The following is a 24,930-nucleotide window of genomic DNA, read 5'->3' on the forward strand; positions in this document are numbered from 1 at the left end:
CTATTCTTAGCACCATCATGCATCAGAATAGAGGTTTTCTCAAGTCACAAAACGTGCCCTAAATAAAGGATTAGAGCGCGTTTTTTTCCTCTTCTTGAATTTCTGCAACAGTTAATGCAGTCATATTCACAACACGGCGCGTAGTAGCTGTTGGTGTTAAGATATGAACTGGCTTAGCCGCACCTAATAAGATTGGACCGATTGTTACATTATTTCCTGAAGTTGACTTCAACAGGTTGAATGAAATATTTGCAGCATCTAAATTCGGCATAATCAATAGATTCGCAGAACCTTTGAAGCGCGAGTTCGGGAATGCAAAGCTACGGATATTTTCATCAAGTGCTGCATCTGCATGCATTTCACCTTCAACTTCAAGTTCAGGTGCGATTTCAGAAAGGATTTCATACACTTTACGCATTTTTTGAGCGCTAGGGTCAGTCTGATCAGAACCAAAACTTGAGTGCGACAACAATGCGACACGTGGAGTAATACCGAAACGACGGACTTCATCTGCTGCTAATATAGTCATTTCAGCAAGCTGTTCAGCCGTAGGGTTACGATTGATGTATGTATCTGCAATGAACAAGTTGCGATCTTCGAGCATCAACGCATTTAACGTAAAGAAAGTGTTATGACCTTCTTTTAAACCAATGACATTGCTCACGAAATCTAAATGAATATCGTAGCTAGAATACGTACCACATAGCATACCATCTGCTAAGCCGTGACGTACTAACATCGCTGCGATCAGGGTCGAACGACGACGTGATTCACGTTGTGCATACTCAGGTGTTACCCCTTTACGCATCATCAGATTATAGTAATCATCAGCAAACTTTTCGTAATCAGGATTTGTTTCTTGATCAACGATAGTGATATTCACACCATTTTCTAAACGTAAACCTAATTTCTTAATATTCGCTTCGATGACAGCAGTACGACCCACCAAGATCGGTTTTGCCAAGCCTTCGTCTACTGCAATTTGAACAGCACGAAGAACACGAAGATCTTCACCTTCCGCATAAGCAATACGTTTAGGATCAGTTTTCGCTTGAGCAAAAATTGGTTTCATCATAAATGCTGAGTTGTAAACGAACTCAGAAAGACGCTGATGATACACGGAGAAATCTTGGATTGGTCGAGTCGCTACACCAGAATCCATCGCAGCTTTTGCAACAGCAGGAGCAATTTCAAGAATCAAGCGTTGATCTAGTGGGCGTGGAATTAGGTAATCACGTCCAAATGATGCAGACTTTTCACCATAAGATGCAGCGTCAGCTTCTACATGCGCCATACGAGCAATTGCGTGTACACATGCAATCTTCATTTCTTCGTTAATGGTTGTTGCACCTACATCAAGTGCACCACGGAAGATATATGGGAAGCAAAGCGCATTATTCACTTGGTTCGGATAGTCTGAACGACCCGTCGCCATGATCACATCATCACGAACTTCATGTGCATGCTCAGGCAGAATTTCAGGATCTGGATTAGCAAGCGCGAAGATGATTGGATCCTTCGCCATGACTTTGACCATTTCTTTAGTCAAAATACCCGCAGCTGATAGACCAAGGAACATATCTGCACCAGCAATCACATCAACAAGCTGAGAACCTTCAATATCTTGAACATAGCGTTTTTTAGAGTCGTCTAAGCCTTCACGTTTAGTGGTGATCAAACCGCGAGAGTCAGCAACAATGATATTTTCTTTTTTAGCACCTAATGCACAAAGAAGATCTAGACATGACAATGCAGCTGCACCAGCACCTGATGCAATGATTTTGATGTCTTCAATCTTTTTGCCATTTAATTGCAAAGCATTTAAAAGTGCTGAGCCTACAATGATTGACGTACCGTGTTGGTCATCATGAAAGACTGGAATATTCATGCGCTCACGAAGTTTCTGTTCAATATAGAAACATTCTGGAGCTTTGATATCTTCGAGGTTAATCCCCCCGAAAGTCGGTTCAAGAGCAGCAACGATATCTACGATTTTATCTGGATCGTTTTCTGCAATTTCGATATCGAAAACGTCAACGCCTGCAAACTTTTTGAACAGGACGCCTTTACCTTCCATCACTGGTTTTGAAGCGAGGGGACCAATATTACCCAAACCGAGTACTGCAGTACCATTACTGACGACTGCAACTAGGTTACCACGCGCAGTATACAGCGCTGCTTTAGAAGGGTCTTTTTCAATTTCCAAACATGGCACTGCAACACCTGGGGAATATGCTAATGCTAGATCATGTTGGTTGACGAGTTGCTTACTCGGAGTAACGCTGATTTTTCCTGGTGTTGGAAATTCGTGGTAGTAGAGTGCTTGCTGTTTTAAAGATTGATCGTCCATCTGAATCCCAGTAATTACAATATTCCAGCTTTGCTGGTTTTTGGTTATATCACTTGGAATATACCACTAGTTGCGCAGTGATCACAGTTAAAAGTCGAAATTTCATACATATTTAGGACTTTGGTCTTGAGATTAAGGTGTTTGTGATAATTGCACTTCATTTTTTAAATATTGAGTGCTATCAATCGCATTTAGGGGCTTTGAAAAATAATAGCCTTGGAAATAATCACAGCCCTGTTTTCTTAAGTATTCGATTTGTTCAAGGTCTTCTACACCTTCAGCAACCAATTTCATACCCATCGCTTTACCCATGGAAATAATCGCATCGACAATAGCATTATTTTTACGAGTGCCAATCTTTGAAATAAAGGCGCGATCAATCTTGAGTGTATCAATAGGATAGTCGGCAAGATAAGCAAGGGAAGAATAGCCTGTACCAAAGTCATCTAGTGCGATTGAGAATTTTTTATTTTTAATTTGATTGAGGAGATCAAAAACATGTGAGGATTTGTCCAGTAAAGACGACTCCGTCAATTCAAACTCAATGTATTGGGGTTCAAGTGCATATTTCAGAATGGCTTGATCAATAAAATTGAGAAATTCCCCACGATGGATCTGTTGCGCCACGACATTAATAGAAATTTGTAACTTATCAAATCCTAATTCATGCCATATTTTAAGTTGCTTACATGTCTGGAAAATAACAAATTTTCCGATATCTGAGATCAGACTAGTCATTTCAGCAATCGGTATAAAACGATCTGGCATGATGATGCCATACTTTGGATGATTCCAGCGGATTAATGCTTCAAAGCCGCTCACTTGCATCGTTTTACTTTCGATCTTAGGTTGATAGTAAATTTCTAAGTCCTGATTTTTTATAGCAAGTCGTAAATCTCTTTCAAGCTCAATGTCACTGCCAAAAATGGATTCAGGCTTGTTGTCATAATAATAGGCTGTGCTGCCCCCTAGTTTTTTTGCTTCTGTTAAAGCGCTTTCCGCGTGACTATTTAAGCTACCAATTTGTCTACCATGATTGGGGTAAATTGCGATACCCAGTGAGACATGAATCATGTGTTCTTGCCCATCGATGATAAAGGGTATTTCAAAGGCCTCAAGGATCTGATCGACGACTTGTTGGATCGTGTAATGACTATGATTTAAGTTGTAAATCATAGCAAAGTCATCATTATTTAAATATGAAATCAGAACAGCTTTAGAACAGGTATATTTCAGTCTTCGGGAAACTTCTTTGAGAACTTCATCTCCAGTTTGATGATTAATAAACTCATTAAAATGTCTAAATCGATCAATGTTAAGACGAATAATAGAAAAATGGCTCAGAATTTTAGATTTACTAATTAGATACTGGTGTAACTGTAAATTAAAATAAACACGGTTAGGTAAATCTGTAAGTAGATCGTAATTCTCTAAGTAGGCCATTCTTTCAAGATTTTGTTTCCGTTCAGTCAAATCTGAAATGATGCCTACATAATTTAAAATTCTATTTTTATCATCACGAACTGCATTGATATGCAGCCACAAGGTTAATATCTTTCCTGAAATAAATTCTTCTGTGACCTCAGCATCATATTGTCCGGTGAGTAACACCGTTTGAGTTATATCGGCGTGATGTTGGCTGAGTTGGGATGTGGAAGATTTGGTAATATCAAAGATGTGTTTTGAGATAATATCCTGCGGTGGGATGTTGACCAATTCACTAAAATAAGGATTAACTTCTAAAAAACACAAGTTATTGTCTAAAACGAAAACTCCTTGGGCCACTTGATTAAATACATTCGAAGCTAATTTCAATTTTTCTTGTGCTTTTTTTTCACTCTCAATGTCTTGGAAAATACCCACCATTTTAAGAGGTTTATTATTTTTAGGATCACGTGTAATAACTCGACCAATATCTTTAATCCAGAACCACTGATCTTTTACTTTAGTTCTATAATGTGCTTCAAAACGTTCAGTATTTCCTCTTAAATGTCTACGGAGCTCTTTACGATAATTTTCTTGATCTTCTGGGTGAATAAAATCGTTAATTTGATCAGTAGCACTTTGGTAGTGTAAAACCTGATTACCATATTTAATTCCTGAAATTTCAATGGTTCTTTTCTCAATATTCCATAGCCAAGATGAAATTCCAGCAGTTTCATGCGCAAAATCGAGGTTAGCTTGATGGTGCTGCAGTCGATCGTTGATCTTATTAATATCGTAGGTTCGTTCAATTACTTTTTGTTCGAGTAATTGATTATGCATTTGTAATTGGCTTTCAATTTCTTTGGATTTTTCAATCTCATTTTTTAGCTTTTCTTGGAGAAGTGATGACTCCATAAGATGTTTTCTAGATTCAGATAAATAGAATTTATTGTGACTATTTAATATTCCAAGACGGCGGTACATCTTATGGGTAAGGAGAGCGCAAATAAGTAATACACCAAACCAAATATTAAAGATTAAACTAAAAACATCAGGAGTATTATCTAAAAAAAGGAAATTGGAGAGGACTATGGCCGAAGCTGAAGGCAAAAAAACATAAAGGAAGTATCGTAAACGCTGCGATAGAAATACAATAGCAAAAGTATAAACAATAGATAACATTAACCCAGCTAAAGTCAACATATGTATATCTTTGACTTCTGGATTATGTTCGGGGATAAGCTGTAATACGGTATAAATACCAATAGCTAGACCAGCTCCAGTAATTAAGCAAACCAATTGTGCCCACATGTCTAAGTTAAAAATACTAATTTGATTAGATTTTTTAAAAAAGAGGGTAAAGCAAAAACAGATTAAAAGAATGGTGGTGAATATAATGAGCCAAATGGTATAGGGTATTGAAAAGCTTTTGAAATAAAAGAAGTAAATAAGTTGATTATAGATACAGGCAAAGAGCACCCACGCTAAAAAAAAATGCAAATTAGAAGTCGCACTTTTGATCTGGCTATCGAGTACAGAGTTGGAAACATGCTCTCCCTGAACTTCACTCATAACTGGCAATACCTTAATTTTCTTTCTACTTTATTTGAATTATTTTTGAGTACGAACTTAAAAAAATATAAATTTAGCGCGACAACTCTTTTCTCATTAAAGTACTGTCTAATTGGATGAAAATCAATTCTATTGTGAGTTAAATCACGGAATTTTGAGAAAATATTTATTAAAATTTGTAATTTAAGATCGATAAAGCAACCACTGGTGCAGTTTCTGTACGTAAAACACGTTCACCAATACACCAATTGATAAATCCATGCTGATTTGCAGATTGGATTTCAGCTTCACTTAATCCACCTTCTGGACCAATTAGTAGCGCTATATTTGAGGAGGCATCATTTAACACATCGACCTCATCTTTATTGGGGGCTAAGACTAATTTTGTTTCAGGGAGTGTGCTATTTAACCATTGTGCCAAAGGGAGTGGAGCTAATATTTTTGGAACAATATTCAATCCACACTGCTCGCAAGCGGCAATTGCTACACCTTGCCAATGATCTAGTTTTTTCTGATCGCGGTCGTACTTTAAACGCATTTCGCAACGTTCAGAGGTGAGAAGTTGAATCTCAGATACGCCTAACTCGACCGCTTTCTGAATAGCATAATCCATGCGATCCCCTTTACTCATCACTTGACCAAGTAAAGCTTTGAATTTTGGAGTGCGATTTTCTGGATGGAATGAATTAACCCAGACCGTTGCAGATTTTTTAGAAATTTCGGTCAACTCAACGGCGTATTCGCCACCTTGACCATTAAAGAATATTGCCGTATCACCGACTTGCGCACGGAGGACTTTAACCCAATGATGAAATACCGTTTCAGTCAAATCAACTGAAGTTTCAACATTTAAGTCAGCTTCGATAAAAAAACGTGGCATGTCAGGCTTACTCTAAAGAAAAAAATTAGACTTCATCAATAGACATCTCAAAGGTCAATTTTATGAACATTTAAGCGTAAATTGATGAAGTCAGCTAGCTTATGCGAGACCGAGGTCTTTCACAAGTTGACGAGTTGGATCAGTTGTATTCATCGTATAAAAATGCAGACTTGGTGCACCACCTGCAATTAAGCGCTCGCAGAGCTTCACAATCACTTCATGACCAAAGGCTTTAATTGAAGCAGTGTCATCACCATAAGCCGCAAGTTGCTTACGAATCCAACGAGGGATTTCGGCACCGGTACCATCCGCAAAACGAATGAGATTGCTTGCATTGGTAATAGGCATAATGCCTGGAGCAACAGGAATATTCACACCTTCTTTTTGAATGCGCTCTACAAAGTAAAAATACGCATCTGGATTAAAGAAGAATTGAGTTAAGGCTGCATTTGCACCTGCATTGGCTTTCTCACAAAAGCGTTTGATGTCTAAATCAAAGCTATCTGCTTGTGGGTGCATTTCAGGGTAAGCCGCAACTTCAATTTGGAAGTGGTCACCCGAATGTTCACGGATAAAGCGTACTAAATCCTGAGCATACGGTAATTCACCTAAGCCAACTTGACCGGAAGGTAAGTCACCACGTAGTGCAACAATACGGTCAATCCCTTGAGATTTGTATAAATCTAAAAGTTCAGCGATCCGTTCTTTGCTATCACCAATACAAGAGAGGTGAGGAGCAACAGGCGTACCTTTACCATTAAAATCAGCTAAAGTCGAAAGTGTACGTTCACGTGTAGAACCACCTGCACCATAAGTCACAGAGAAAAACTCTGGATTAAGCAGCTGAAGTTCTTGGTGAACAACTTTAAGTTTTTCCGCACCTGCATCAGTTTTGGTTGGGAAAAACTCAAAAGAAATTGGAATCTGTTTAGACATGTTCAAATCCTTTGTACTTATTTCAGCAAAATAGAATTCAAAGAAAAGCAGGCTGTTCAGCCTGCTTGTTCAAAGATTAGTATTTATAAGCGTCAGATTTGAATGGACCTTCAACAGCAACCCCAAGGTAGTCCGCTTGTTCTTGAGTTAATTGAGTCAGAACACCACCGAAACCTGCAACCATCGCTGCTGCAACTTCTTCATCTAATTTCTTAGGAAGAAGTTCAACACGGATCGCAGCTTGTTTTTGGTCTTCAGGAAGATCAGCAAATTTCTCTGCGAATAAGTGCATTTGACCTAAAACTTGATTCGCAAAAGAACCGTCCATCACGCGTGATGGGTGACCAGTTGCGTTACCAAGGTTCACTAAGCGACCTTCAGAAAGAAGAATCAAGTAATCATTTTCATTTTCTGAACGATATACTTGGTGAACTTGTGGTTTAACTTCAACCCACTTATAACCACGTAAGTAGTTGGTATCGATTTCAGTGTCGAAGTGACCGATGTTACAAACTACTGCACCTGCTTTTAATGTATCAAGCATTGCAGCGTCACAAACGTGGTAGTTACCAGTTGTTGTTACGATTAAGTCAGTATTTTGAAGAAGGTCAGCGTTAACGTCTTCTTTTTTACCTGTTTGTACGCCATTTTTGTATGGAGAAACTACTTCGTAACCGTCCATACATGCTTGCATTGCACAGATTGGATCGATTTCAGAAACACGTACGATCATGCCTTCTTGACGAAGTGATTGTGCAGAGCCTTTACCTACGTCACCGTAACCAATTACAAGCGCACGACGACCAGATAACAGCATGTCAGTTGCACGTTTGATGGCATCGTTTAGAGAGTGACGGCAACCGTATTTGTTGTCATTTTTAGATTTAGTTACTGAGTCATTTACGTTGATCGCAGGTACTTTCAATGAACCGTCTTTCCACATTTCGAGAAGACGTTGAACACCTGTTGTTGTTTCTTCAGTAATACCGTGGATTTTTGCGAGTACTTCTGGGTATTTTTCATGAACAAGCGCAGTTAAGTCACCGCCGTCGTCCAAAATCATGTTGGCATCCCAAGGCGTACCATTTACATTAATTTGTTGCTCAAGACACCACATGTATTCTTCTTCAGTTTCGCCTTTCCAAGCAAATACAGGAACACCTGAAGCTGCAATAGCTGCCGCAGCGTGGTCTTGAGTAGAGAAAATGTTGCAAGATGTCCAACGAACTTCAGCACCAAGCTCTACCAAAGTTTCGATAAGAACAGCTGTTTGGATTGTCATGTGAATACAACCCAAAATTTTAGCACCAGCAAGTGGTTTAGCCGCAGAGTAACGCTTACGTAGACCCATAAGGGCTGGCATTTCAGCTTCTGCAAGTTTGATTTCTTTACGGCCGTAGTCAGCAAGTGAAATATCGGCAACTTTGTAATCTGTAAATGAAGCATTAACCGCGTTCATCACGATCTCCTTATAAAAAACAAAAATTGATCATTATGTTCGCGGATGCCGTTGTTGGTCGATCTGAGCAGATTGACCGATCGTCGAGCCTGGCGCTTTTACATTTTGTACTTGTAAAACGTCGCAGCATCCCTCGACTAGCGGAGTATTGTACTTCTAAACTTGCGAATTTCCAATGTTAAGTTGGTTATTGGTGATTCAAAGTATTTCAATTAAATCGCGTCAACTTCAGATTCCGATGATATTAGAGATTTTATTTTCTGTGCTTTTTCAAAGTGGTCAAGTTTATGTTTCATGATCCACCAATGAGCTACTTCCATGAGTGCATCGGGGTCATTATCTTTATTTGAAAAGAAAGCATAAAATGACAAACCTACAGATTCTCCCTTCCGATCGATTTTTTCATCACAAATTCGAATAATTTTGTCTTTGATTGATTTATTCATTTTGGCAACGTATTAGAAATTTAATTTAAAATTTTTATCATTCAATCTATCAAGCTTTCATTAGTGTAATGTTGAGAAAATGTAGGATTGAATAATTTGGGCTATAAATAAACCGATTCCGAAGTTTAAGTGTGCCACTAAGCTATTTTTTATGCTGATCCATTGATTGGGCGTTTTACTCGCAAAGAAACCAAATCCAAGAATAGGTTGCATCACCAAAAATGGGATAATAGCAGTTGAAAGTCCAAATAAAATAGAAGATATAAAAGCTTCCAAAGTAGTATGTGAATTATCGATATAAGTATAAATTAAAGCGAAAAAAATACCGGTTATATAATGAAATACCCAACCCGTAATGTATTCAAATTTGTGTACAGGGGCTTCGGTAATATTTCTGTATACGTATTTTTTATTTTTAACTAAAAAGAAAAACCTACCCAAATAAGCATAGTTAAATGAGGGGATTTTAAAAATCATCGCTCTTGCCCAACCTAAAAAATCCATAATTAAAGTAGCGCTTAGGCCTAAGGCTAAAATGTAAATTAAAATATTCATGAAAGGATGACTCTCTAATTTAAGTCATGCTAGTGTGCAACTTAAAGCTAACTTGAAGTCAAGGTGCATTAATGGAAATAGATATAGGTGATCTAGCTGATCGGACAAATACTTCAACTGCCACGATTAGGTTTTATGAATCAAAAGGACTTATTCGATCTATTGGAAGGAAAGGGCTTAGAAGACAGTATTCATCCCGAGCAATACAGAATATCTCATTAATCAAGATCTTCCAAAATGGTGGTATGACGCTGAGCCAAATTAAAAATATGGCAATTGATCATGAAAAAATTAAAATTAAAAGAGATCAAGTTAGGGAAGCAAAAAACGAAATCAAAGATAAAATTGAGACTTTAAATAACTTACTCTTAATTTTGACACACGTTGAAAAATGTCCATACGATGACCATTTACAATGTCCAGACTTTTTGAAACTTTTAGATGAGTGAGCTTGAATTTTGTATTTAATTTCTTAAATTTTGAAGAAGATTATTTGTTATAATTGATAGCTCAATAAATAATATATATTTTTGATGGAAATTCCCGAAGAACTCGCCAATCTAGAAGCCAATGCTGGTATTTATGCCGTATGGATGCTCTTTCAACATCTTGGGTTAGACCCAGATATTGAACAACTTAAAGAAGTGTGTGGTTATGTAGAGGGTGATGGAACGACCACGATCGGTCTAGCGGTGGGACTTAAAAAATTTGGCTTAGATGTGGAATTTACCACAGATGAAGACAATGCACTTCAAGAGCAAGAAAAGCTAAGTTATTTAGAAGCTGAAAAACTTGCGCTAAAAATATCCCCCGCAATCAGCTATCAAGATATTCAAATCGCATTTGATGCCAATAAGTTTGTGATCGTGTATTACGATACTTTAGAAGGCATTGGTAATCATTCATTGGTATATGACATCAATGAAGAAGAAATCTGCTTTTTTGATAGCTTTGAAGCAATGCCGAAAAAAGTATTTGAACAGCAAAGGGCAGTAGATGGGATTTGTAGACAAGCCATCATCGCTGAAGTTAATTAATATCTTAAAGTATGTCACTATCTTAAAGTATGTTGCTATTTTAAGGTATGTTATAGTTTAAAAAGATCTAAAGTAGCTCAATAAAAAGCCTTCAATCATGAAGGCTTTTTGATGCAAAGAAAACGTGATTTCTCTTAAGTGCTTGATTGAGCCTTTTCCTGCCAATAATCAGCTTTTTCCTCGTTTATATCCACACCTAAACCATGTGCATAGATGGCAGATAAATCACGCATTGCTTGAGTATCACCAAGTTCAGCGGCTTGAGTCACCAATTCAACAGATTTTTCTACATCTTTTTCGACCACATTACCACGACGGTAATAACCTGCGAGCTCTAAAATCGCAGCAGCATGTTGATGTTTACTAGCTTGCGTGAGCCAGTTAAAACCGTACTCAAAGTTTAGTTTTGCATCTTCAGGATCTTCTTCTAAAACTTCTTTTGCATAATGGGTATAACCTTCCCCTAACCAGTACATCGCTTCGACATGACCCAATTGACCAGCACGTAAAGCCCATTCTTCTGCAAGCGCAATGTCTTCATCGTGTTCACTCGTCATATAAAGTTCAGCAAGTTCAAATTGAGCAGCGGCATTACCTGCATGAGCACGATTTTCGAGAGCAATCGGGACGGTAACACGTTTAGTCATAGTGGGATTCCATGGCTTCAAAGCGAAGCAAAAATATTAAAGTTGTTCCCTTATTATACTGTAAAACTGATTCAAAGCTTGAGTAGTATGGTTTGAACAGATTTACTGAGATATTTTGTAGATGAATTACAAATTCAACCATAGGTAAAAGCTATAGATGAGCGACATAAATTAAGGTTTTTTGATGGAATTGAAGTAAAAGTGACAATTTCTTAAATTTCATAAGACCTTAGCATAACTTTTTCCTATGCTGAAAATCCTCTCTAATGCGAATATTAGAGGAGATTGACCATGTCACAGACCAACACTTATTCAGCAGATGTGATCGTACTTGGTGCAGGCCCAGTCGGTTTAACGATGGCGAACGGCCTTGGCCTTGCGGGCTTAAAAGTAAAAGTGATTGAACAGCTCGATCAATTGATTGATTATCCTCGTGCAATTGGTATTGATGATGAATCTCTAAGAACAATGCAATCGATTGGCTTGATCAACAAAGTATTGCCGCATACCACTCCCGATCATGCGATGCGTTTTCTTACGCCTTCAGGCCGTTGTTTTGCAGATATTCAACCTAAAACACGTGAGTTTGGTTTCCCTCGTCGTAACGCATTCGTACAACCTTATGTTGATGCAGAATTATTGGAAGGTTTAGAACGTTTTGATGATGTGGAAGTACTTTTTTCTCGTCAACTTCAAAGTTTTAAGCAGACTGAAGATCAAGTTGAAGTTCAAATCCAAAATAAAGATAAAACAATTGAATATATAACTGCAAAGTATCTAGTGGCATGTGATGGCGGTAATAGCTACGTTCGCCGTATGTTGAATATTCCTTTTGAAGGTAAAACTGCACCAAACCAATGGATTGTTGTCGATATTGCAAACGATCCATTGGCGACACCACATATTTACTTATGTTGCGATCCAGTACGTCCATATGTGTCAGCGGCTTTACCACATGGTATCCGTCGTTTTGAATTTATGGTGATGCCAGGGGAGACGCAAGAGCAACTGAGTCAACCTGAAAACATGGCTAAACTTTTATCCAAAGTATTACCAAACACTGAAAATATCGATGTGATCCGAAATCGTGTTTATACCCATAATGCACGTATTGCCAGTAGATTTAAAGAAGGGCGTATCTTACTTGCGGGAGATGCAGCGCACATTATGCCAGTATGGCAGGGACAGGGTTATAACAGTGGAATGCGTGATGCGTTCAATTTATCTTGGAAACTGGCTATGGTCGTACAAGGTAAAGTAGATGCTAAAGTTCTAGATTCTTATCAAGAAGAGCGTCATGATCATGCCAAAGCGATGATTGATTTATCTGTTACAGCAGGCCATGTGCTAGCTCCGCCTAAAAAATGGCAAGGTACTGCGCGTGATGCTATTTCATATGTTCTAAATTACATTAAACCAGTTAAACAATATTTGTTGGAAATGCGCTTTAAGCCAATGCCACAATATAAATCTGGTATTTTGGTTGGACAGGTCAATAAGACATCACCAATCGGTAAAATGTTTATTCAACCTAAAATGCAAGACAGCACAGGTCAGGTGAAATTACTGGATGATTTTATTGGTCAAGGCTTTGCTATTATTGCTTGGGGAGTAGATCCGACTTGGGGACTCACACCAACAAGTATTCAAAAATGGAAAGCATTGGGTGTGAAATTTATTAAAGTCGTTCCACCTGAACAATTGAATACTGATGCTCATGATGATGAAATATTGACACTTGGGGATACGGAGCATGCGATTCGAGCATGGTTTGGTCGTACTCAATACTCGATGGCATTTTTAAGACCAGATAAATTTGTCGCGGGCTTAAGTATTCCTCAGACGAGCGAAGAGCTCAGTCAAAAACTGTTTGATAAACTTGGCGTTTAATCAAAAAGTTTAAGACTAATCTAAAAGAAAACCTGCAAATTTGCAGGTTTTTTATTTTTAAAATAGCGTTCAAAGTTTTAAAAAATATGACAATGAAAGTGTTGGCTTAGAATATTTTTCACAGTTTGCAAATGCTTACTTTGATCTTGTTTTCTGAAACTCAAATATAAGCTGATATTCGGTAAATCGATTTCAGTTGACTTAATTAAGACATTTTCACTGAGCAAGCTTTCAACATATTTTGGAACAATGGTCCAACCGACTTGCATCGCTACAAGATTAATATTCATTAAAATGTTACTCGAGTATTGAGCAACTTGAATAGATGTATTCAGGGTTTCAAAAATTTTCTGAATTTTTTGGAATAAGATCGGTGAGGCAGTTTCCTCGCTCATGATAAATTTTTGGGCAATTAAATCCTGTTTTGAAATACAGTCTAAATGCGCATGGGCTGAATGACGAGGAATCAGCAAGATCAGAGGCTCACTGAACAATTCGATAGAGGCAATATGCTCATCATCGATACATTGGCGAGTGAATGCGACATCAATTTTTTGATCACGAAGTGCTTGGATTTGATGTACACAGCTCAAACTATGAAATTGAATATCTAAATCAGGCTGTTGTGCACGAATAATAGGCATGACATAGGGAAAAATTTTCATTTCTGCCACAGGTAAAAAGCCAATATTTAATTTGTTTTTCTTGGTATTCGCCATAATTTGAATCTTGTGTTTGGCGTCTTGAGCAAGTTTCAATATATGTCGAGCATCTTTTAAAAAAGTTTTTCCTTCCTCTGTGAGCGATAAGCTTCTGCTTTTACGAATCAGCAGGGATGTACCTAATTCCGCTTCAAGATCTTTAATTTGCTGACTTAAAGAGGGCTGCGCTATAAAAAGTTTTTCTGCAGCACGCGTAAAATTAAGTTCTTCGGCAACTGAGACGAAATATTTCAAATGTCGAAGTTCCATGCGTACCGATCCTTAACCGCCATAATAAATGAGGCTCATTATACGTTTGATTTGCTAGAACTTCAGCGTGATTCACGTTTAAAGCTAATCTAAGAAGAATAAAACCGACCCATATTGAAATGAAATATGGGTCGGTTTTTTTATCAAGTAGAGTATTTAAATGATGAGGAAGATCAAGCTGATGAATCCAATAAAGGATACGCCCAAAATGATTTTTTTCATTTGTGACTCAAAATAGGTCAGACAAAGTGCAACAAAAAGCGCAGCGAATGTCAGTACACCAATCCAATAACTCATCATATTACTGACTTGTCCTTTGCTCATGCAGAGGATAAGCCCTAACGACAGGAATCCCCATCCAACCATTGAGGCTATTTTCTGGTGTTTAGCACTCAATGTTTGACCATAAATTTGTTTTTGATGCTTTTGCATTGCACTGGCTAAACCTATAAAACCTAAAGTACAAACTGCCCAAATGAGGAGAAAAAAGCTCATGGTGATTACCCCTCTACCTTAGGTAAAACTTGACTCTTTTTTAATGGAGTTCCTTGATGATTTTGAACTTTGTAAAGTGCAAAATAAAAAACCACTGCTAAAACTAGCATCGCCAGATCGAACGAAGCGATAACCCATTGACCGTGAGCTATAGAACGCCATAAAGGTTGACCACCTGTGATAAAGTTTACAAGCGGAAGTAAAGCGAAAAGCAGGGTAGCGAGACCCAGTAATTCAAGCCAAGCTTGGCGATGGGTGCGAAAAACAGCATAAACAAGTGTGAAGAGCCACACAATAAAGAATGTACGGATTTCCCAGTTTAAACGCATTTCCATGTTGGCAGGGATAAAACGGTTTGCATAAAAATAAGCTGCACAAGCAATAGGTAAGCCGATAATCGCAGCGATGTTGGTAATCTCGACCGTACGATACCCAAAGGATTTATAACCTTGTTTCGCTTGTTGAGGTGCACGTTTGACGCACCATAAAATTAATCCTGTTGCGACCATTAGCGAGCCAACGATACCGGAAAAAAAGAGTATCCAACGTAAGGCTAAATCAACTCCTCGTGCTTCATGTAGAACAGTGGCAACATTGTAAATGCCATTGGGAATAGAAGGATTTTTGAGTTGAGTGGAATCATCTGTAATGTTTTGACCTGTCACACCATTGAAGTCTAAAGTTTCATATACGCCACGATGAGCGATACTTGCGCCGTGTAAAGCACGTAACTCAATGGTCGCCTTCGATGTATTTGGTGCTTTAATTGTGATCGAACCAATCGGATTGTTTTTCCACTTCGCTTCAGCTTGAGTGAGGATCGGAGCAATATCTGTAAGTGGTGCAGGTTCAGCTTTTCGATCTTGGTTGCGCGTACGTCGACTTTCACCTCGATTCTTTCTCTCACCATCCATTTTGTTAGTATGTTCATTTGATGCTGACTGCGTACCACGAGCCTCAATTTCTGTACGCGCATTCATCATCGAGCGCTGATTTCCTTGCGGTTGATCAGTACGAGTCTGCCCTTGTGGTTCTGCTGGTTTTTGAATTAAGGATTTTCGTTGGTCTTGTAGAAAGGCGCCACGATTGTCATAAATTTGCTGTACCCCCCACGGCATGATGGTAAACAATAATAAAAGTAAACCACTAAAAGTGATCATGATATGAAAGGGAAGTGCGAATACAGCTGTTGCATTATGTGCGTCTAACCAAGAACGCTGTCCTTTACCTGTTCTAAAGGTAAAGAAATCTTTAAGGATTTTCTTATGGGTGATGATGCCACTAATAATTGCAACAAGCATAAACATGGTTGCTATGCCCACAATCCAACGTGACCATATACGTGGCATTCCGTATAATTCAAAATGGAAACGATACAGAAAACTACCCCCACGGGTTTCACGGGCTTCTAATACTTCACCTGTGGCACTGTCAATCGTCACACGTTTACCACCGCGACGAGCATTGGGATCTTCTCCGACACTCCGGATATTCAGTGTGGTGTAATTTTGACGAGCATTGGGTAATTGAATTCCCCAGCTCCCTGCATCAGCATGATTATTCTGCAAATATTGCAGAGCCACTTGCGTCTGCTCGAGTTGAGATTGGCTTGGAATCGATTGGTGATACTCGGGCTTCATCCATGTACTGATTTCTGCTTGGAAAAAACTCAAAGTACCAGTTACAAAGATGGCATACAGCAACCATCCTAGTATCAAACTAGCCCAAGTATGTAACCATGACATAGACTGGCGTGGGCCTTCAGCTTTGGCATCACTTCTCATGAATTAGTTCCCCATGATTTTATAGATGAGAAATAAAGCAAGGCTAGGTAAGACGATGCCCAATGTAGCTTTTCTGGTTTTGTGAACCATAAAAACCCAAATAAACGCTGCACACTGTAAACAGAAAGCAATGAGCGTTGCTGACATCGCTGCGCTAGATTGATATGTGCTAAATGTTTGTGCAATCACGATAGCAGAGAGGGATGCAAGCAAATAACCTCCAATACCCGCCAATAAAAAACGATAGAGCACCATCAGGCGATAACTGATAGAAACTGATTTAGTAGTCTTACAAGTTTTTTTTACTTGATTCCCAAGTGTTAACTCGCCTGGTAGTTCGAATTCTGTACTGTTCATAAAAGTAAGAAAGTGTGAGTGTATGTAATTATTGTAAATGATAACAATTATTGTTTATCTTTAGAATTATAAATTTAGCATTTTAGAAATAAATTTTTAATTGAATTAGCTTGGGCATGTTAATTGCAGCGTTGTAGTTATTTTTTATCGATAGGTAAAATTTATGACGTATCAAGTTTTTTACTGCAAAGCTAATCCTGATGCTCAATTTGTGTTGTTATCTTCAGGGTTAGGAGGACATGGACATTTTTGGCATCCACAATTAGATATATTGACTCGATTTTTTCATGTTATTACATATGATCAAGAAGGATGTCATGCAGATGCTGCATTACTAGCACCAACTTATTCAATGACCGATATGGCAATACAAGTGATACAGATTTTAGAGGATCTAAAGATCGATGAATTCCATTTTATCGGTCATGCTTTAGGTGGGCATATTGGAGCGGAGTTAGCCGTTTTAATTCAAAATACAAAATTGGAAATGTTGAGTTTGACTAGTATTAATGCGTGGGACTCACTAGATCCACATACGCTCAAATGTTTTGAAGCTCGAGAATCGTTATTACAAAATGCTGGTGCAGAGGCATATGTTAGAGCTCAAGCATTATTTCTTTATCCACCTGTATGGATCTCTGTTAATATCGATCAAATACAACAAGCAGAAAATAATCAACTCCGAAACTTTCCACCAAAAGAGAATGTACTGAGACGTCTGAAGGCTTTAAAGGAATTTAAAATAACGAATGAACATATCACCGCACTTCAACGAACTCCAATTCACTTGATTGCAAATCGTGATGATTTCTTGGTTCCAGTACATAAGACTCTTGATCTTCAGAAAAATTTTGTACATGCAAAATGCTCAATTTTTGATGTAGGTGCACATGCTTCTACTGTGACTGAGCCAAATATCACTAATCAGGCACTTTTTCAATTTCTTCGAACACTCTAGCATTTGAAACTTTTCAATTGCTTATAAAAAACCACGATTGAGATCGTGGTTTTTTAATTATTTTACCAAATGGTATTTTTTGGAACATCTTATGCACTTTTTTATGACGTTGTGTAGGAGTAATGGGTATTAGGATTATGTGATTAATTTATCATAAGGTAAAATATAAAATTATTAAGTTGTTGTAATATATAATAAAATAATAATTGGCACATCATTTGCTAAATATCTAATACAAGCTCGAAAGCTTAATCCTACTAAATCAAATTTAACTGATCGTTAAATTAGGAGTGTTAGATATGAAAATTGGTGTCTTTTGTCCGATCGGAAATAATGGCTGGTTACTCTCAGAAAATGCTCCTCAATACAAACCAAGTTTTGAGTTAAATAAAAAAATTGTCCAACGCGCAGAGCATTACGGTTTTGACTTTGCATTGTCTATGATCAAGCTGCGTGGTTTCGGCGGTAAAACTGAGTTTTGGGATCACAACTTAGAAACTTTTACGCTTATGGCGGGTCTTGCTGCAGTCACTAGCAAAATAAAAATTTATGCAACAGCTGCGACGTTAGTGATGCCGCCTGCCATAGTTGCACGCATGGCATCTACGATTGATTCAATTTCGAATGGTCGTTTCGGCCTAAATGTCGTCACAGGTTGGCAAGCGCCAGAATATACCCAAATGGGCATGTGGCCCGGTGATGAATATTTCGGAAAGCGTTACGAATACTTATCTGAATACGTACAAATTCTGCGTGAATTATGGGCAACAGGTAAATCTGATTTTAAAGGTGACCATTTCCAAATGGATGATTGCCGAGTTAGCCCACGCCCGCAAGCAGAGATGAAAATTATCTGTGCTGGTCAATCGGATACAGGTTTGGAATTTTCTGCTCAACACGCTGATTACAATTTTGTTTTTGGTAAAGGGCTTAATACACCAATAGCATATGCAGAAATCAACGATCGTTTAAAAACAAAAACAGATATTACGGGTCGTGATGTTCAAACCTACGTTTTGTTCATGATTATCGCTGCTGAAACAGACGAAGAAGCGATGGCGAAGTGGCAACATTACAACGATGGCGCTGATATTGAAGCGATCAACTGGTTAATGAATCAAGGCGGAAAAGATACTAAATCTGGTGCAGATACTAATATTCGTCAAATGGCTTCATCAGTATCACCAGTCAACATCAATATGGGGACGTTGGTTGGTTCTTACGAAACTATCGCAAAAATGCTAGATGAGATTAGTGAGGTAAAAGGAACTGAAGGCATATTACTGACATTTGATGATTTTGTTGAAGGTGTTGAAAGTTTTGGACAGCGGATTCAGCCGCTTATGAAATGTCGTGAACATGTTGTGGTTGAAGGAATGAGTTCAGAACCTGTGTTGGAGAAAATCGCATGAGTCATTTAGAAAATACCGTTGAAGCTGGATTTACTGCACAAGCGGGTACGGGTGTAAAACTCAAAGCCGAACCGGAAAATATTGTGCTTGCACCAGAGCAAACAGCATTAATCGTGATTGATATGCAAAATGCGTATACGTCAAAAGGTGGTTATTTAGATCTTGCTGGGTTTGATGTGTCGACGACAAAACCTGTGGTTGAAAATATTAAAAAGGCAGTTTCTGTAGCACATGATGCTGGTATTCAAGTGATCTATTTCAAAAACGGTTGGGATAATCAATATCGTGAAGCAGGTGGTATTGATTCACCAAACTTTCACAAATCAAATGCACTGAAGACCATGCGGAAGCGTCCTGAGCTACAAGGCAAATTGTTAGCAAAAGGGGATTGGGATTTTGAGTTGATTGATGAGTTGGTGCCAGCTCCTCAAGATATTGTGATTGAAAAGCCTCGTTATAGTGGATTCTTTAACACAGCGCTAGACAGCATGCTTAGAGTTCGTGGAATTCGTAATTTGGTTTTTGTCGGTATCGCGACCAATGTATGTGTTGAATCGACGCTCAGAGATGGCTTCTTTCTAGAATATTTTGGCGTGGCTTTAGACGATGCCTGTCATCAAGCAGGGCCAAAAGAAGCCCATGTCGCAAGTATGTACAACATAAAAACCTTCTTTGGATGGGTGTCGGATACAGAAAGTTTTGTCAGTAGTTTTGCTGATCAACCAACACTCGCTGAAAGCGCATAGATATTTATAAATTTTAAAATTAGGAAATAAGTCATGTCAAAAGAAGTCATTATTCCAGTGGGTTCAGGTAAGCCACTCGCACCGTATTCGCCAGCAACTAAAGCAGACAACATTGTCTATGTTTCAGGCACTTTGCCTTTTGATGAAAACAACAATGTAGTTCATGTTGGAGACGTAGCAGCACAGACACGCCATGTCCTTGAAACAATAAAGAAGGTCATCGAAACTGCTGGCGGAACAATGTCGGACATTACTTTCAACCATATTTTTCTGACAGATTGGGCAAACTACGCTGCAATGAATGAAGTATATGCCGAATATTTTCCGAATGCAGAACCAGCTCGTTACTGTGTTCAAACAGGATTAGTCAAACCTGATGCACTCATCGAAATTGCTTCGATTGCTCATGTTTAATTTGAAAGCTTTCATCACCCTATTATGAGTCCCTCACTGACTGCTTAGGCGATGAGGGATGGAGAACACTATGAGTGCAAATGTGAAATCAATCAATTTACCCGAGGCAGTGAGTGCCACACTCAACATTGACCAACAGGTTTTTAGACAAGGAATGTCGAATTTAGGTGCAGCTGTCAATGTCATTACTACAGCTGGTCTAGCAGGAAAAGCTGGATTCACAGCTTCAGCTGTATGTAGTGTGACAGATACGCCACCAACATTGCTGGTATGTCTAAATCGCTCAGCATCAGTATTTGAAACATTTAAAAGTAATCAGGTTTTGTGTGTCAATACTTTAAGCAGTAGTCAAAAGCATTTATCGAATGTGTTTGGGGGTAAAACTCCAATGGCAGAACGTTTCGAAAAGGGGGACTGGTCAACATTAGTCACAGGTGCACCTATTTTAGAAGGTGCGCTAGTGAGTTTTGATTGTGAAGTCGTACAAAGTTTATCGGTAGGCAGTCATGATGTTTTGTTCTGCCATGTAAAGGGGATGAAACAGCAAGCGGGTGAAAAAGCCCTCATGTATTTTAACCGCGCATATTGCGAGCCAGTTCCAATGGTCTAAAACAGCATGCTTGATCAGGAGAAGGTCGATGAGCACAAAAGAAACATGGTTTCCAAAATTTAAACCTTTCCAAGGAAATCTAGACACGACCGCAGTTCAAGTAGATGAGTACTTGCCGCCAGGTAAAAATATGGTATTGGGGCTGCAGCATGCATTTGCAATGTTTGGAGCAACAGTACTTGCCCCTTTACTGATGGGTTTCGATCCGAATCTTACAATGTTTATTACGGGTATTGGGACAATATTATTTTTCCTAATGACTGGGGGGCGTATGCCGAGCTATATAGGTTCGAGCTTCGCTTTCATTGGAGCAGTCATTGCAGTCACTGGTTATACCGGTGTTGGCTTAAATCCAAACTTAGGCTTAGCACTTGGCGGTACCATTGCATGCGGTATTTTGTACGCCTTGATCGGTTTGATCGTGATGAAAACTGGCACAGCATGGATTGAAAAATTGATGCCACCAATTGTGACTGGAGCAATTGTGATGATCATTGGTTTGCATTTAGCGCCAGTGGCGATCAAAAGTGTCTCTGCTAATCAGTTTGATTCATGGATGGCTCTAATCACGATTATTTGTATTAGTGTAATCGCCGTATTTACTAAGGGCATGATCCGTAGATTGTTATTGCTCATTGGCTTAGTGGCTTCTTACTTTATTTATTTTTTACTCACCAATGTTTTGGGTTTTGGTACAGCGATCGATTTTACTAAAGTCAGTGAGGCAGCTTGGTTCGGTTTACCTACTTTTCATGCGCCAGTGTTTGAATTTAATGCCATGCTGCTTATTGCTCCCGTAGCGATCATCTTAGTTGCAGAGAATCTAGGACATTTCAAAGCGGTATCTGCAATGACTGGACGTAATCTTTCACCATATATGGGACGAGGTTTCTTTGCAGATGGTGTATGTACGACCTTGTCTGCATCAGTCGGTGGAACAGGAATGACAACATATGCTGAGAACATTGGTGTTATGGCGGTAACCAAAATTTATGCGACCACTATATTTTTATTTGCTGGCGTATTTGCAATCTTGCTAGGACTATCACCAAAATTTGGCGCGGTTATTAGTACGATTCCTGTCGCATTATTAGGGGGAGCTTCGATTGTTGTTTTCGGTCTGATTACAGTGGCCGGTGCTAAAATTTGGGTGGACAACCGCGTAGATTTTACCAAAAACAGTACTCTGTTGATTGCTGCTGTCACCTTAATTATGGGGACAGGCAATTATAGTTTACAAATTGGCAATTTTGATTTGGGTGGAATAGGGACTGCAACATTAGCGGCTATTTTATTGAATCTTTTCTTAAATCGCGAAGATAAAAATGCGCAAACAGTAGAGCTCGAAAACAAACCGCATTCAGCAGAAGCAACGGCACTCCCTAATACTCAAATTTAAGGTGAAATTAAAAATGAAAATTGCATTTATCGGTTTAGGTGCTATGGGATGGCACATGGCGAGCCATTTACCAAAACTAGGATTTGAAGTTTTAGTTTGGAACCGTAATTTTGAAAAAGCAGAAGCACATGCACAAACATTTGGTACTAAAGCGACCTCTGTCGATCAAGCAGTGAAAGCAGATTTTATTTTCACTTGCTTACCCACCAGTGCAGATGTCGAACAGCTTATTGCTCAAAATCCTCCGGTCAAGGGGAGCGTATGGATCGACTGTACCAGTGGTGTACCTATAAGTGCTTTAAAACTTGCAAATCAGTTGAAATTTAATGGTGTTGAATATTTAGATGCCCCCGTTTCTGGGCAAACTATAGGTGCTGAAAAAGGGACACTGACGGTAATGGTTGGGGGTGATTTCGATGCTTATAAGCGTGCAAAACCGATTATTCAGGCATTTGCAGGATTAATTGAATATGTCGGGGAGAGTGGTTCTGGATTTGCTGTTAAAGCGGTGAATAATACGTTGATGGCAACCCATCTATGGGCACTTGCAGAAGGATTGACGGTATTAAAATCAAAAGGAGTAGATTTGAATAGTGCATTAAATTGTATTAATCATTCTAGTGGTAAAAGTTCAATGTCTGAAAATATTATGGCGCAACGTGTCTTGAGTCGTGCATTTCCAAAAACCTTCGCCTTAGATCTTTTACAAAAGGATATTGGAATTGCGACCGATCTAATTCAAGAGCAAGCTTTGGATTTGCCAACGATGCAACTTATACAAAATCAGTATATGCAAATTGAAAAAGTGAAAGCTCAAGATTCTGATTTTTCAGCTGTGGTTCAGGTGCTTGAACATCAATCTAAAATTGAATTAAGTTAAATCTAGCGTCCAAATACCTTAAATACCGCTTAATGTAGATTAAGCGGTTTATCTATGAATGCTCAATGAGATTAGCTTTGTTGATATTCATTAATGACTTCTAACGCGGCTCTAAATGCTTCTTGTGTAGCTGGAGCACCACAGTACGGCAAGCTGTGCAAAAGAACCTCTTGGATTTCCTCAACAGTTGCGCCGTTATTTAAAGCACCACGTACATGACCTTTAAGTTCTGTTGGGCTTTTTTGGGCTGTTAAAAATGCAATCGTGATTAACGAACGATACTTGCGTGGTAAAACGCCTTCACGTTGCCAAGTTGAACCCCATGCATGCTCATTAATCCAATCTTGAAGTGGTTGAGTAAATGGAACAGTATTGTCTTGTGCACGTTTGACAAAAGTTTCTCCCATCACTTCGGTACGAACTTTTAAACCATTTTCATAATCTTGTTTTGACATTTTTTTCCTCATAAAAAAAGCGCATCCTGAGATGCGCTATAGCATAAATATTAAGCTGGGATTTCAATCGCAATCGCAGTTGCTTCTCCACCACCAATGCAAAGTGCGGCAACACCTTTTGTTTTACCTAAGCGTTTTAATGCATGGATGAGAGTCAAAATAATTCGTGAACCTGATGACCCCAATGGATGTCCGAGTGCACAAGCTCCACCGTGGATATTCACTTTTTCAGGATCTAAATGAAAAGCATCGATCGCTGCCATGGTCACCATCGCAAACGCTTCATTAATTTCCCACAAATCCACGTCTTCAACAGTCCAGCCCGCTTTGTTTAATACTTTTTCTATTGCACCAACAGGTGCGATGGTAAATTCTGATGGGTGTTGAGAGTGCGTTGCGTAAGCTTTAATCGTTGCTAAAGTTGAAAGTCCCTTTGCTGTTGCGAGTTCAGCAGAAGTCACTAAAAATGCTGATGCACCATCACTAATTGAACTGGCATTGGCTGCAGTAATTGTACCGTCTTTAGCAAATGCTGGGCGTAGCGTAGGAATTTTATCAATTTTTGCTGTAAATGGATTTTCATCTTGGGCAACGATGACATCGCCTTTACGTGAACTTACTGTAACGGGGGTGATTTCATTTTTGAAATAATTATTTTGAATCGCATTCTGAGCACGAGTTAAGGAGCGAATCGCGAAATCGTCTTGTTGTTCACGTGTGTAGTTTTTCTTATCTGCCATTTCTTGAGCAAGAATACCCATTGAATAGCCAGTTTCAGCATCTTCCAAACCTTCTTGGAACATGTGATCAATCACTTTGCCATGTCCCATACGGAAACCAGAACGTGCTTTGTCCATGAGATAAGGTGCATTCGACATGGATTCCATTCCGCCAGCGACAATAATATTTGCCGAGCCAGCTTTAATGGCATCTGCAGCTTGCATCACGGCTTTCATGCCAGACCCACAGATTTTATTGATCGTTGTTGCACCTACATGATCTGGTACACCTGCAATTCGCATCGCTTGACGAGCAGGGCCTTGTTTTAATCCCGCAGGTAAAACACAGCCCATAATCACTTCATCTAGTTGGTCTGCAGCAAGCTTAGATTGGTCAAGTACGGCTTTAATGACTTCAGCACCAAGTTGCGGGGCTGTTAAGCTTGAAAGTCCTCCCTGAAAGCTACCCATAGCGGTACGGCTACCTGCAACTAATACGATTTCTTGACTCATAGCGTTGATCCTTGTCCTGT

24 protein-coding genes are annotated in these 24,930 nt (G+C 38.9%); 10 read left to right on the plus strand and 14 right to left on the minus strand.

Going from position 1 to position 24,930, the window contains the following annotated elements; all coding sequences use genetic code 11:
- Positions 1-70: 70 nt before the first annotated feature.
- The 7 genes from AC1M84_RS00565 to AC1M84_RS00595 all read right to left on the minus strand — a co-directional run bounded on the left by AC1M84_RS00565 (position 71) and on the right by AC1M84_RS00595 (position 9,623).
- Positions 71-2,350, minus strand: a complete 2,280-nt coding sequence (locus AC1M84_RS00565; RefSeq protein WP_481594177.1) for an NADP-dependent malic enzyme — start codon at positions 2,348-2,350, stop codon at positions 71-73.
- Positions 2,351-2,482: 132 nt separating this feature from the next.
- Positions 2,483-5,347, minus strand: a complete 2,865-nt coding sequence (locus AC1M84_RS00570; protein ID WP_481594178.1) for an EAL domain-containing protein — start codon at positions 5,345-5,347, stop codon at positions 2,483-2,485.
- Between the two features lie 169 nt (positions 5,348-5,516).
- The gene (locus tag AC1M84_RS00575) at positions 5,517-6,227 is read right to left on the minus strand and encodes a 16S rRNA (uracil(1498)-N(3))-methyltransferase (protein WP_481594179.1); all 711 of its coding nucleotides are present in this window, start codon (positions 6,225-6,227) and stop codon (positions 5,517-5,519) included.
- Positions 6,228-6,326: 99 nt separating this feature from the next.
- A complete protein-coding gene (gene metF / locus AC1M84_RS00580) occupies positions 6,327-7,163 on the minus strand; it encodes a methylenetetrahydrofolate reductase [NAD(P)H] (RefSeq protein ID WP_035266512.1) in 837 nt (278 codons plus the stop codon).
- A gap of 76 nt (positions 7,164-7,239) precedes the next feature.
- The gene (gene ahcY / locus AC1M84_RS00585) at positions 7,240-8,622 is read right to left on the minus strand and encodes an adenosylhomocysteinase (RefSeq protein ID WP_481588499.1); all 1,383 of its coding nucleotides are present in this window, start codon (positions 8,620-8,622) and stop codon (positions 7,240-7,242) included.
- Positions 8,623-8,834: 212 nt separating this feature from the next.
- A complete protein-coding gene (locus AC1M84_RS00590) occupies positions 8,835-9,068 on the minus strand; it encodes a DUF6500 family protein (protein ID WP_481589728.1) in 234 nt (77 codons plus the stop codon).
- Between the two features lie 60 nt (positions 9,069-9,128).
- Positions 9,129-9,623: a DUF2938 family protein gene (locus tag AC1M84_RS00595; RefSeq protein ID WP_481591309.1), complete on the minus strand. Its 495-nt coding sequence runs from the start codon at positions 9,621-9,623 to the stop codon at positions 9,129-9,131.
- A 71-nt stretch (positions 9,624-9,694) separates the two neighbouring features.
- On the opposite strand from AC1M84_RS00595, the gene AC1M84_RS00600 reads away from it, so the two are divergent.
- The gene (locus tag AC1M84_RS00600) at positions 9,695-10,072 is read left to right on the plus strand and encodes a MerR family transcriptional regulator (RefSeq protein ID WP_092766006.1); all 378 of its coding nucleotides are present in this window, start codon (positions 9,695-9,697) and stop codon (positions 10,070-10,072) included.
- An 84-nt stretch (positions 10,073-10,156) separates the two neighbouring features.
- Positions 10,157-10,660, plus strand: coding sequence for a cysteine peptidase family C39 domain-containing protein (locus AC1M84_RS00605; RefSeq protein ID WP_481591310.1), 504 nt, complete (start codon positions 10,157-10,159; stop codon positions 10,658-10,660).
- Positions 10,661-10,794: 134 nt separating this feature from the next.
- On the opposite strand, the gene AC1M84_RS00610 is transcribed toward AC1M84_RS00605, so the two are convergent.
- The gene (locus tag AC1M84_RS00610) at positions 10,795-11,307 is read right to left on the minus strand and encodes a tetratricopeptide repeat protein (RefSeq protein WP_481594180.1); all 513 of its coding nucleotides are present in this window, start codon (positions 11,305-11,307) and stop codon (positions 10,795-10,797) included.
- A gap of 291 nt (positions 11,308-11,598) precedes the next feature.
- Here AC1M84_RS00610 and AC1M84_RS00615 point away from each other — a divergent pair, with 291 nt between their 5' ends.
- A complete protein-coding gene (locus AC1M84_RS00615) occupies positions 11,599-13,197 on the plus strand; it encodes a bifunctional 3-(3-hydroxy-phenyl)propionate/3-hydroxycinnamic acid hydroxylase (RefSeq protein WP_035265649.1) in 1,599 nt (532 codons plus the stop codon).
- A gap of 77 nt (positions 13,198-13,274) precedes the next feature.
- Here the strand turns inward: AC1M84_RS00615 and AC1M84_RS00620 are convergent, their stop codons facing one another.
- The 4 genes from AC1M84_RS00620 to AC1M84_RS00635 form a co-directional block, all read right to left on the minus strand.
- The gene (locus AC1M84_RS00620; RefSeq protein WP_481594181.1) at positions 13,275-14,168 is read right to left on the minus strand and encodes a LysR substrate-binding domain-containing protein; all 894 of its coding nucleotides are present in this window, start codon (positions 14,166-14,168) and stop codon (positions 13,275-13,277) included.
- Positions 14,169-14,324: 156 nt separating this feature from the next.
- Positions 14,325-14,663 (minus strand): DUF3325 domain-containing protein, encoded by a 339-nt coding sequence (locus tag AC1M84_RS00625; protein WP_481594182.1) that lies wholly within the window; start codon positions 14,661-14,663, stop codon positions 14,325-14,327.
- A gap of 5 nt (positions 14,664-14,668) precedes the next feature.
- Positions 14,669-16,447 (minus strand): PepSY-associated TM helix domain-containing protein, encoded by a 1,779-nt coding sequence (locus tag AC1M84_RS00630; protein WP_481594183.1) that lies wholly within the window; start codon positions 16,445-16,447, stop codon positions 14,669-14,671.
- A 3-nt stretch (positions 16,448-16,450) separates the two neighbouring features.
- Complete coding sequence (locus tag AC1M84_RS00635) at positions 16,451-16,804, minus strand: hypothetical protein (protein WP_481594184.1); 354 nt, start codon at positions 16,802-16,804, stop codon at positions 16,451-16,453.
- 163 nt (positions 16,805-16,967) lie between these two features.
- Here AC1M84_RS00635 and rutD point away from each other — a divergent pair, with 163 nt between their 5' ends.
- The 7 genes from rutD to AC1M84_RS00670 all read left to right on the plus strand — a co-directional run bounded on the left by rutD (position 16,968) and on the right by AC1M84_RS00670 (position 23,223).
- A complete protein-coding gene (gene rutD / locus AC1M84_RS00640; protein ID WP_481594185.1) occupies positions 16,968-17,762 on the plus strand; it encodes a pyrimidine utilization protein D in 795 nt (264 codons plus the stop codon).
- A 299-nt stretch (positions 17,763-18,061) separates the two neighbouring features.
- Complete coding sequence (gene rutA, locus AC1M84_RS00645; protein ID WP_481594186.1) at positions 18,062-19,174, plus strand: pyrimidine utilization protein A; 1,113 nt, start codon at positions 18,062-18,064, stop codon at positions 19,172-19,174.
- Positions 19,171-19,920 carry a pyrimidine utilization protein B gene (rutB, locus tag AC1M84_RS00650; protein ID WP_481594187.1) on the plus strand — a complete coding sequence of 250 codons (750 nt, stop codon included), beginning with the start codon at positions 19,171-19,173 and terminating at the stop codon, positions 19,918-19,920. The genes rutA and rutB overlap by 4 nt, the downstream gene beginning before the upstream one ends.
- 33 nt (positions 19,921-19,953) lie before the next feature.
- Positions 19,954-20,334, plus strand: a complete 381-nt coding sequence (rutC, locus tag AC1M84_RS00655) for a pyrimidine utilization protein C (protein ID WP_035265663.1) — start codon at positions 19,954-19,956, stop codon at positions 20,332-20,334.
- A 70-nt stretch (positions 20,335-20,404) separates the two neighbouring features.
- Positions 20,405-20,944 (plus strand): NADH-dependent FMN reductase RutF, encoded by a 540-nt coding sequence (gene rutF, locus AC1M84_RS00660; RefSeq protein ID WP_481594188.1) that lies wholly within the window; start codon positions 20,405-20,407, stop codon positions 20,942-20,944.
- 28 nt (positions 20,945-20,972) lie between these two features.
- Positions 20,973-22,343: a pyrimidine utilization transport protein G gene (gene rutG, locus AC1M84_RS00665; protein WP_481594189.1), complete on the plus strand. Its 1,371-nt coding sequence runs from the start codon at positions 20,973-20,975 to the stop codon at positions 22,341-22,343.
- A gap of 13 nt (positions 22,344-22,356) precedes the next feature.
- Positions 22,357-23,223, plus strand: coding sequence for an NAD(P)-dependent oxidoreductase (locus AC1M84_RS00670; protein ID WP_481594190.1), 867 nt, complete (start codon positions 22,357-22,359; stop codon positions 23,221-23,223).
- 71 nt (positions 23,224-23,294) lie between these two features.
- On the opposite strand, the gene AC1M84_RS00675 is transcribed toward AC1M84_RS00670, so the two are convergent.
- Together AC1M84_RS00675 and AC1M84_RS00680 are read right to left on the minus strand one after the other, a co-directional pair.
- Positions 23,295-23,678 carry a carboxymuconolactone decarboxylase family protein gene (locus AC1M84_RS00675; RefSeq protein ID WP_179998434.1) on the minus strand — a complete coding sequence of 128 codons (384 nt, stop codon included), beginning with the start codon at positions 23,676-23,678 and terminating at the stop codon, positions 23,295-23,297.
- Between the two features lie 50 nt (positions 23,679-23,728).
- Entirely contained in the window at positions 23,729-24,910 is a 1,182-nt protein-coding gene (locus tag AC1M84_RS00680) for a thiolase family protein (RefSeq protein WP_481594191.1), read from the minus strand.
- Positions 24,911-24,930 lie beyond the last annotated feature (20 nt).

This window comes from Acinetobacter sp. 24-47-66 (assembly GCF_056779755.1).

Coding starts and splice junctions, on each gene's coding strand:
- AC1M84_RS00570 (WP_481594178.1), bottom strand. CDS start 5,347: ATGAGTGAAGTTCAGGGAGAGCATGTTTCCAACTCTGTACTCGATAGC.
- AC1M84_RS00670 (WP_481594190.1), top strand. CDS start 22,357: ATGAAAATTGCATTTATCGGTTTAGGTGCTATGGGATGGCACATGGCG.
- AC1M84_RS00615 (WP_035265649.1), top strand. CDS start 11,599: ATGTCACAGACCAACACTTATTCAGCAGATGTGATCGTACTTGGTGCA.
- AC1M84_RS00575 (WP_481594179.1), bottom strand. CDS start 6,227: ATGCCACGTTTTTTTATCGAAGCTGACTTAAATGTTGAAACTTCAGTT.
- AC1M84_RS00600 (WP_092766006.1), top strand. CDS start 9,695: ATGGAAATAGATATAGGTGATCTAGCTGATCGGACAAATACTTCAACT.
- AC1M84_RS00620 (WP_481594181.1), bottom strand. CDS start 14,168: ATGGAACTTCGACATTTGAAATATTTCGTCTCAGTTGCCGAAGAACTT.
- rutD (WP_481594185.1), top strand. CDS start 16,968: ATGACGTATCAAGTTTTTTACTGCAAAGCTAATCCTGATGCTCAATTT.
- AC1M84_RS00565 (WP_481594177.1), bottom strand. CDS start 2,350: ATGGACGATCAATCTTTAAAACAGCAAGCACTCTACTACCACGAATTT.
- AC1M84_RS00595 (WP_481591309.1), bottom strand. CDS start 9,623: ATGAATATTTTAATTTACATTTTAGCCTTAGGCCTAAGCGCTACTTTA.
- AC1M84_RS00635 (WP_481594184.1), bottom strand. CDS start 16,804: ATGAACAGTACAGAATTCGAACTACCAGGCGAGTTAACACTTGGGAAT.
- AC1M84_RS00675 (WP_179998434.1), bottom strand. CDS start 23,678: ATGTCAAAACAAGATTATGAAAATGGTTTAAAAGTTCGTACCGAAGTG.
- AC1M84_RS00590 (WP_481589728.1), bottom strand. CDS start 9,068: ATGAATAAATCAATCAAAGACAAAATTATTCGAATTTGTGATGAAAAA.
- rutG (WP_481594189.1), top strand. CDS start 20,973: ATGAGCACAAAAGAAACATGGTTTCCAAAATTTAAACCTTTCCAAGGA.
- AC1M84_RS00605 (WP_481591310.1), top strand. CDS start 10,157: ATGGAAATTCCCGAAGAACTCGCCAATCTAGAAGCCAATGCTGGTATT.
- rutF (WP_481594188.1), top strand. CDS start 20,405: ATGAGTGCAAATGTGAAATCAATCAATTTACCCGAGGCAGTGAGTGCC.
- AC1M84_RS00625 (WP_481594182.1), bottom strand. CDS start 14,663: ATGAGCTTTTTTCTCCTCATTTGGGCAGTTTGTACTTTAGGTTTTATA.
- AC1M84_RS00610 (WP_481594180.1), bottom strand. CDS start 11,307: ATGACTAAACGTGTTACCGTCCCGATTGCTCTCGAAAATCGTGCTCAT.
- AC1M84_RS00680 (WP_481594191.1), bottom strand. CDS start 24,910: ATGAGTCAAGAAATCGTATTAGTTGCAGGTAGCCGTACCGCTATGGGT.
- ahcY (WP_481588499.1), bottom strand. CDS start 8,622: ATGAACGCGGTTAATGCTTCATTTACAGATTACAAAGTTGCCGATATT.
- rutC (WP_035265663.1), top strand. CDS start 19,954: ATGTCAAAAGAAGTCATTATTCCAGTGGGTTCAGGTAAGCCACTCGCA.
- rutA (WP_481594186.1), top strand. CDS start 18,062: ATGAAAATTGGTGTCTTTTGTCCGATCGGAAATAATGGCTGGTTACTC.
- metF (WP_035266512.1), bottom strand. CDS start 7,163: ATGTCTAAACAGATTCCAATTTCTTTTGAGTTTTTCCCAACCAAAACT.
- rutB (WP_481594187.1), top strand. CDS start 19,171: ATGAGTCATTTAGAAAATACCGTTGAAGCTGGATTTACTGCACAAGCG.
- AC1M84_RS00630 (WP_481594183.1), bottom strand. CDS start 16,447: ATGAGAAGTGATGCCAAAGCTGAAGGCCCACGCCAGTCTATGTCATGG.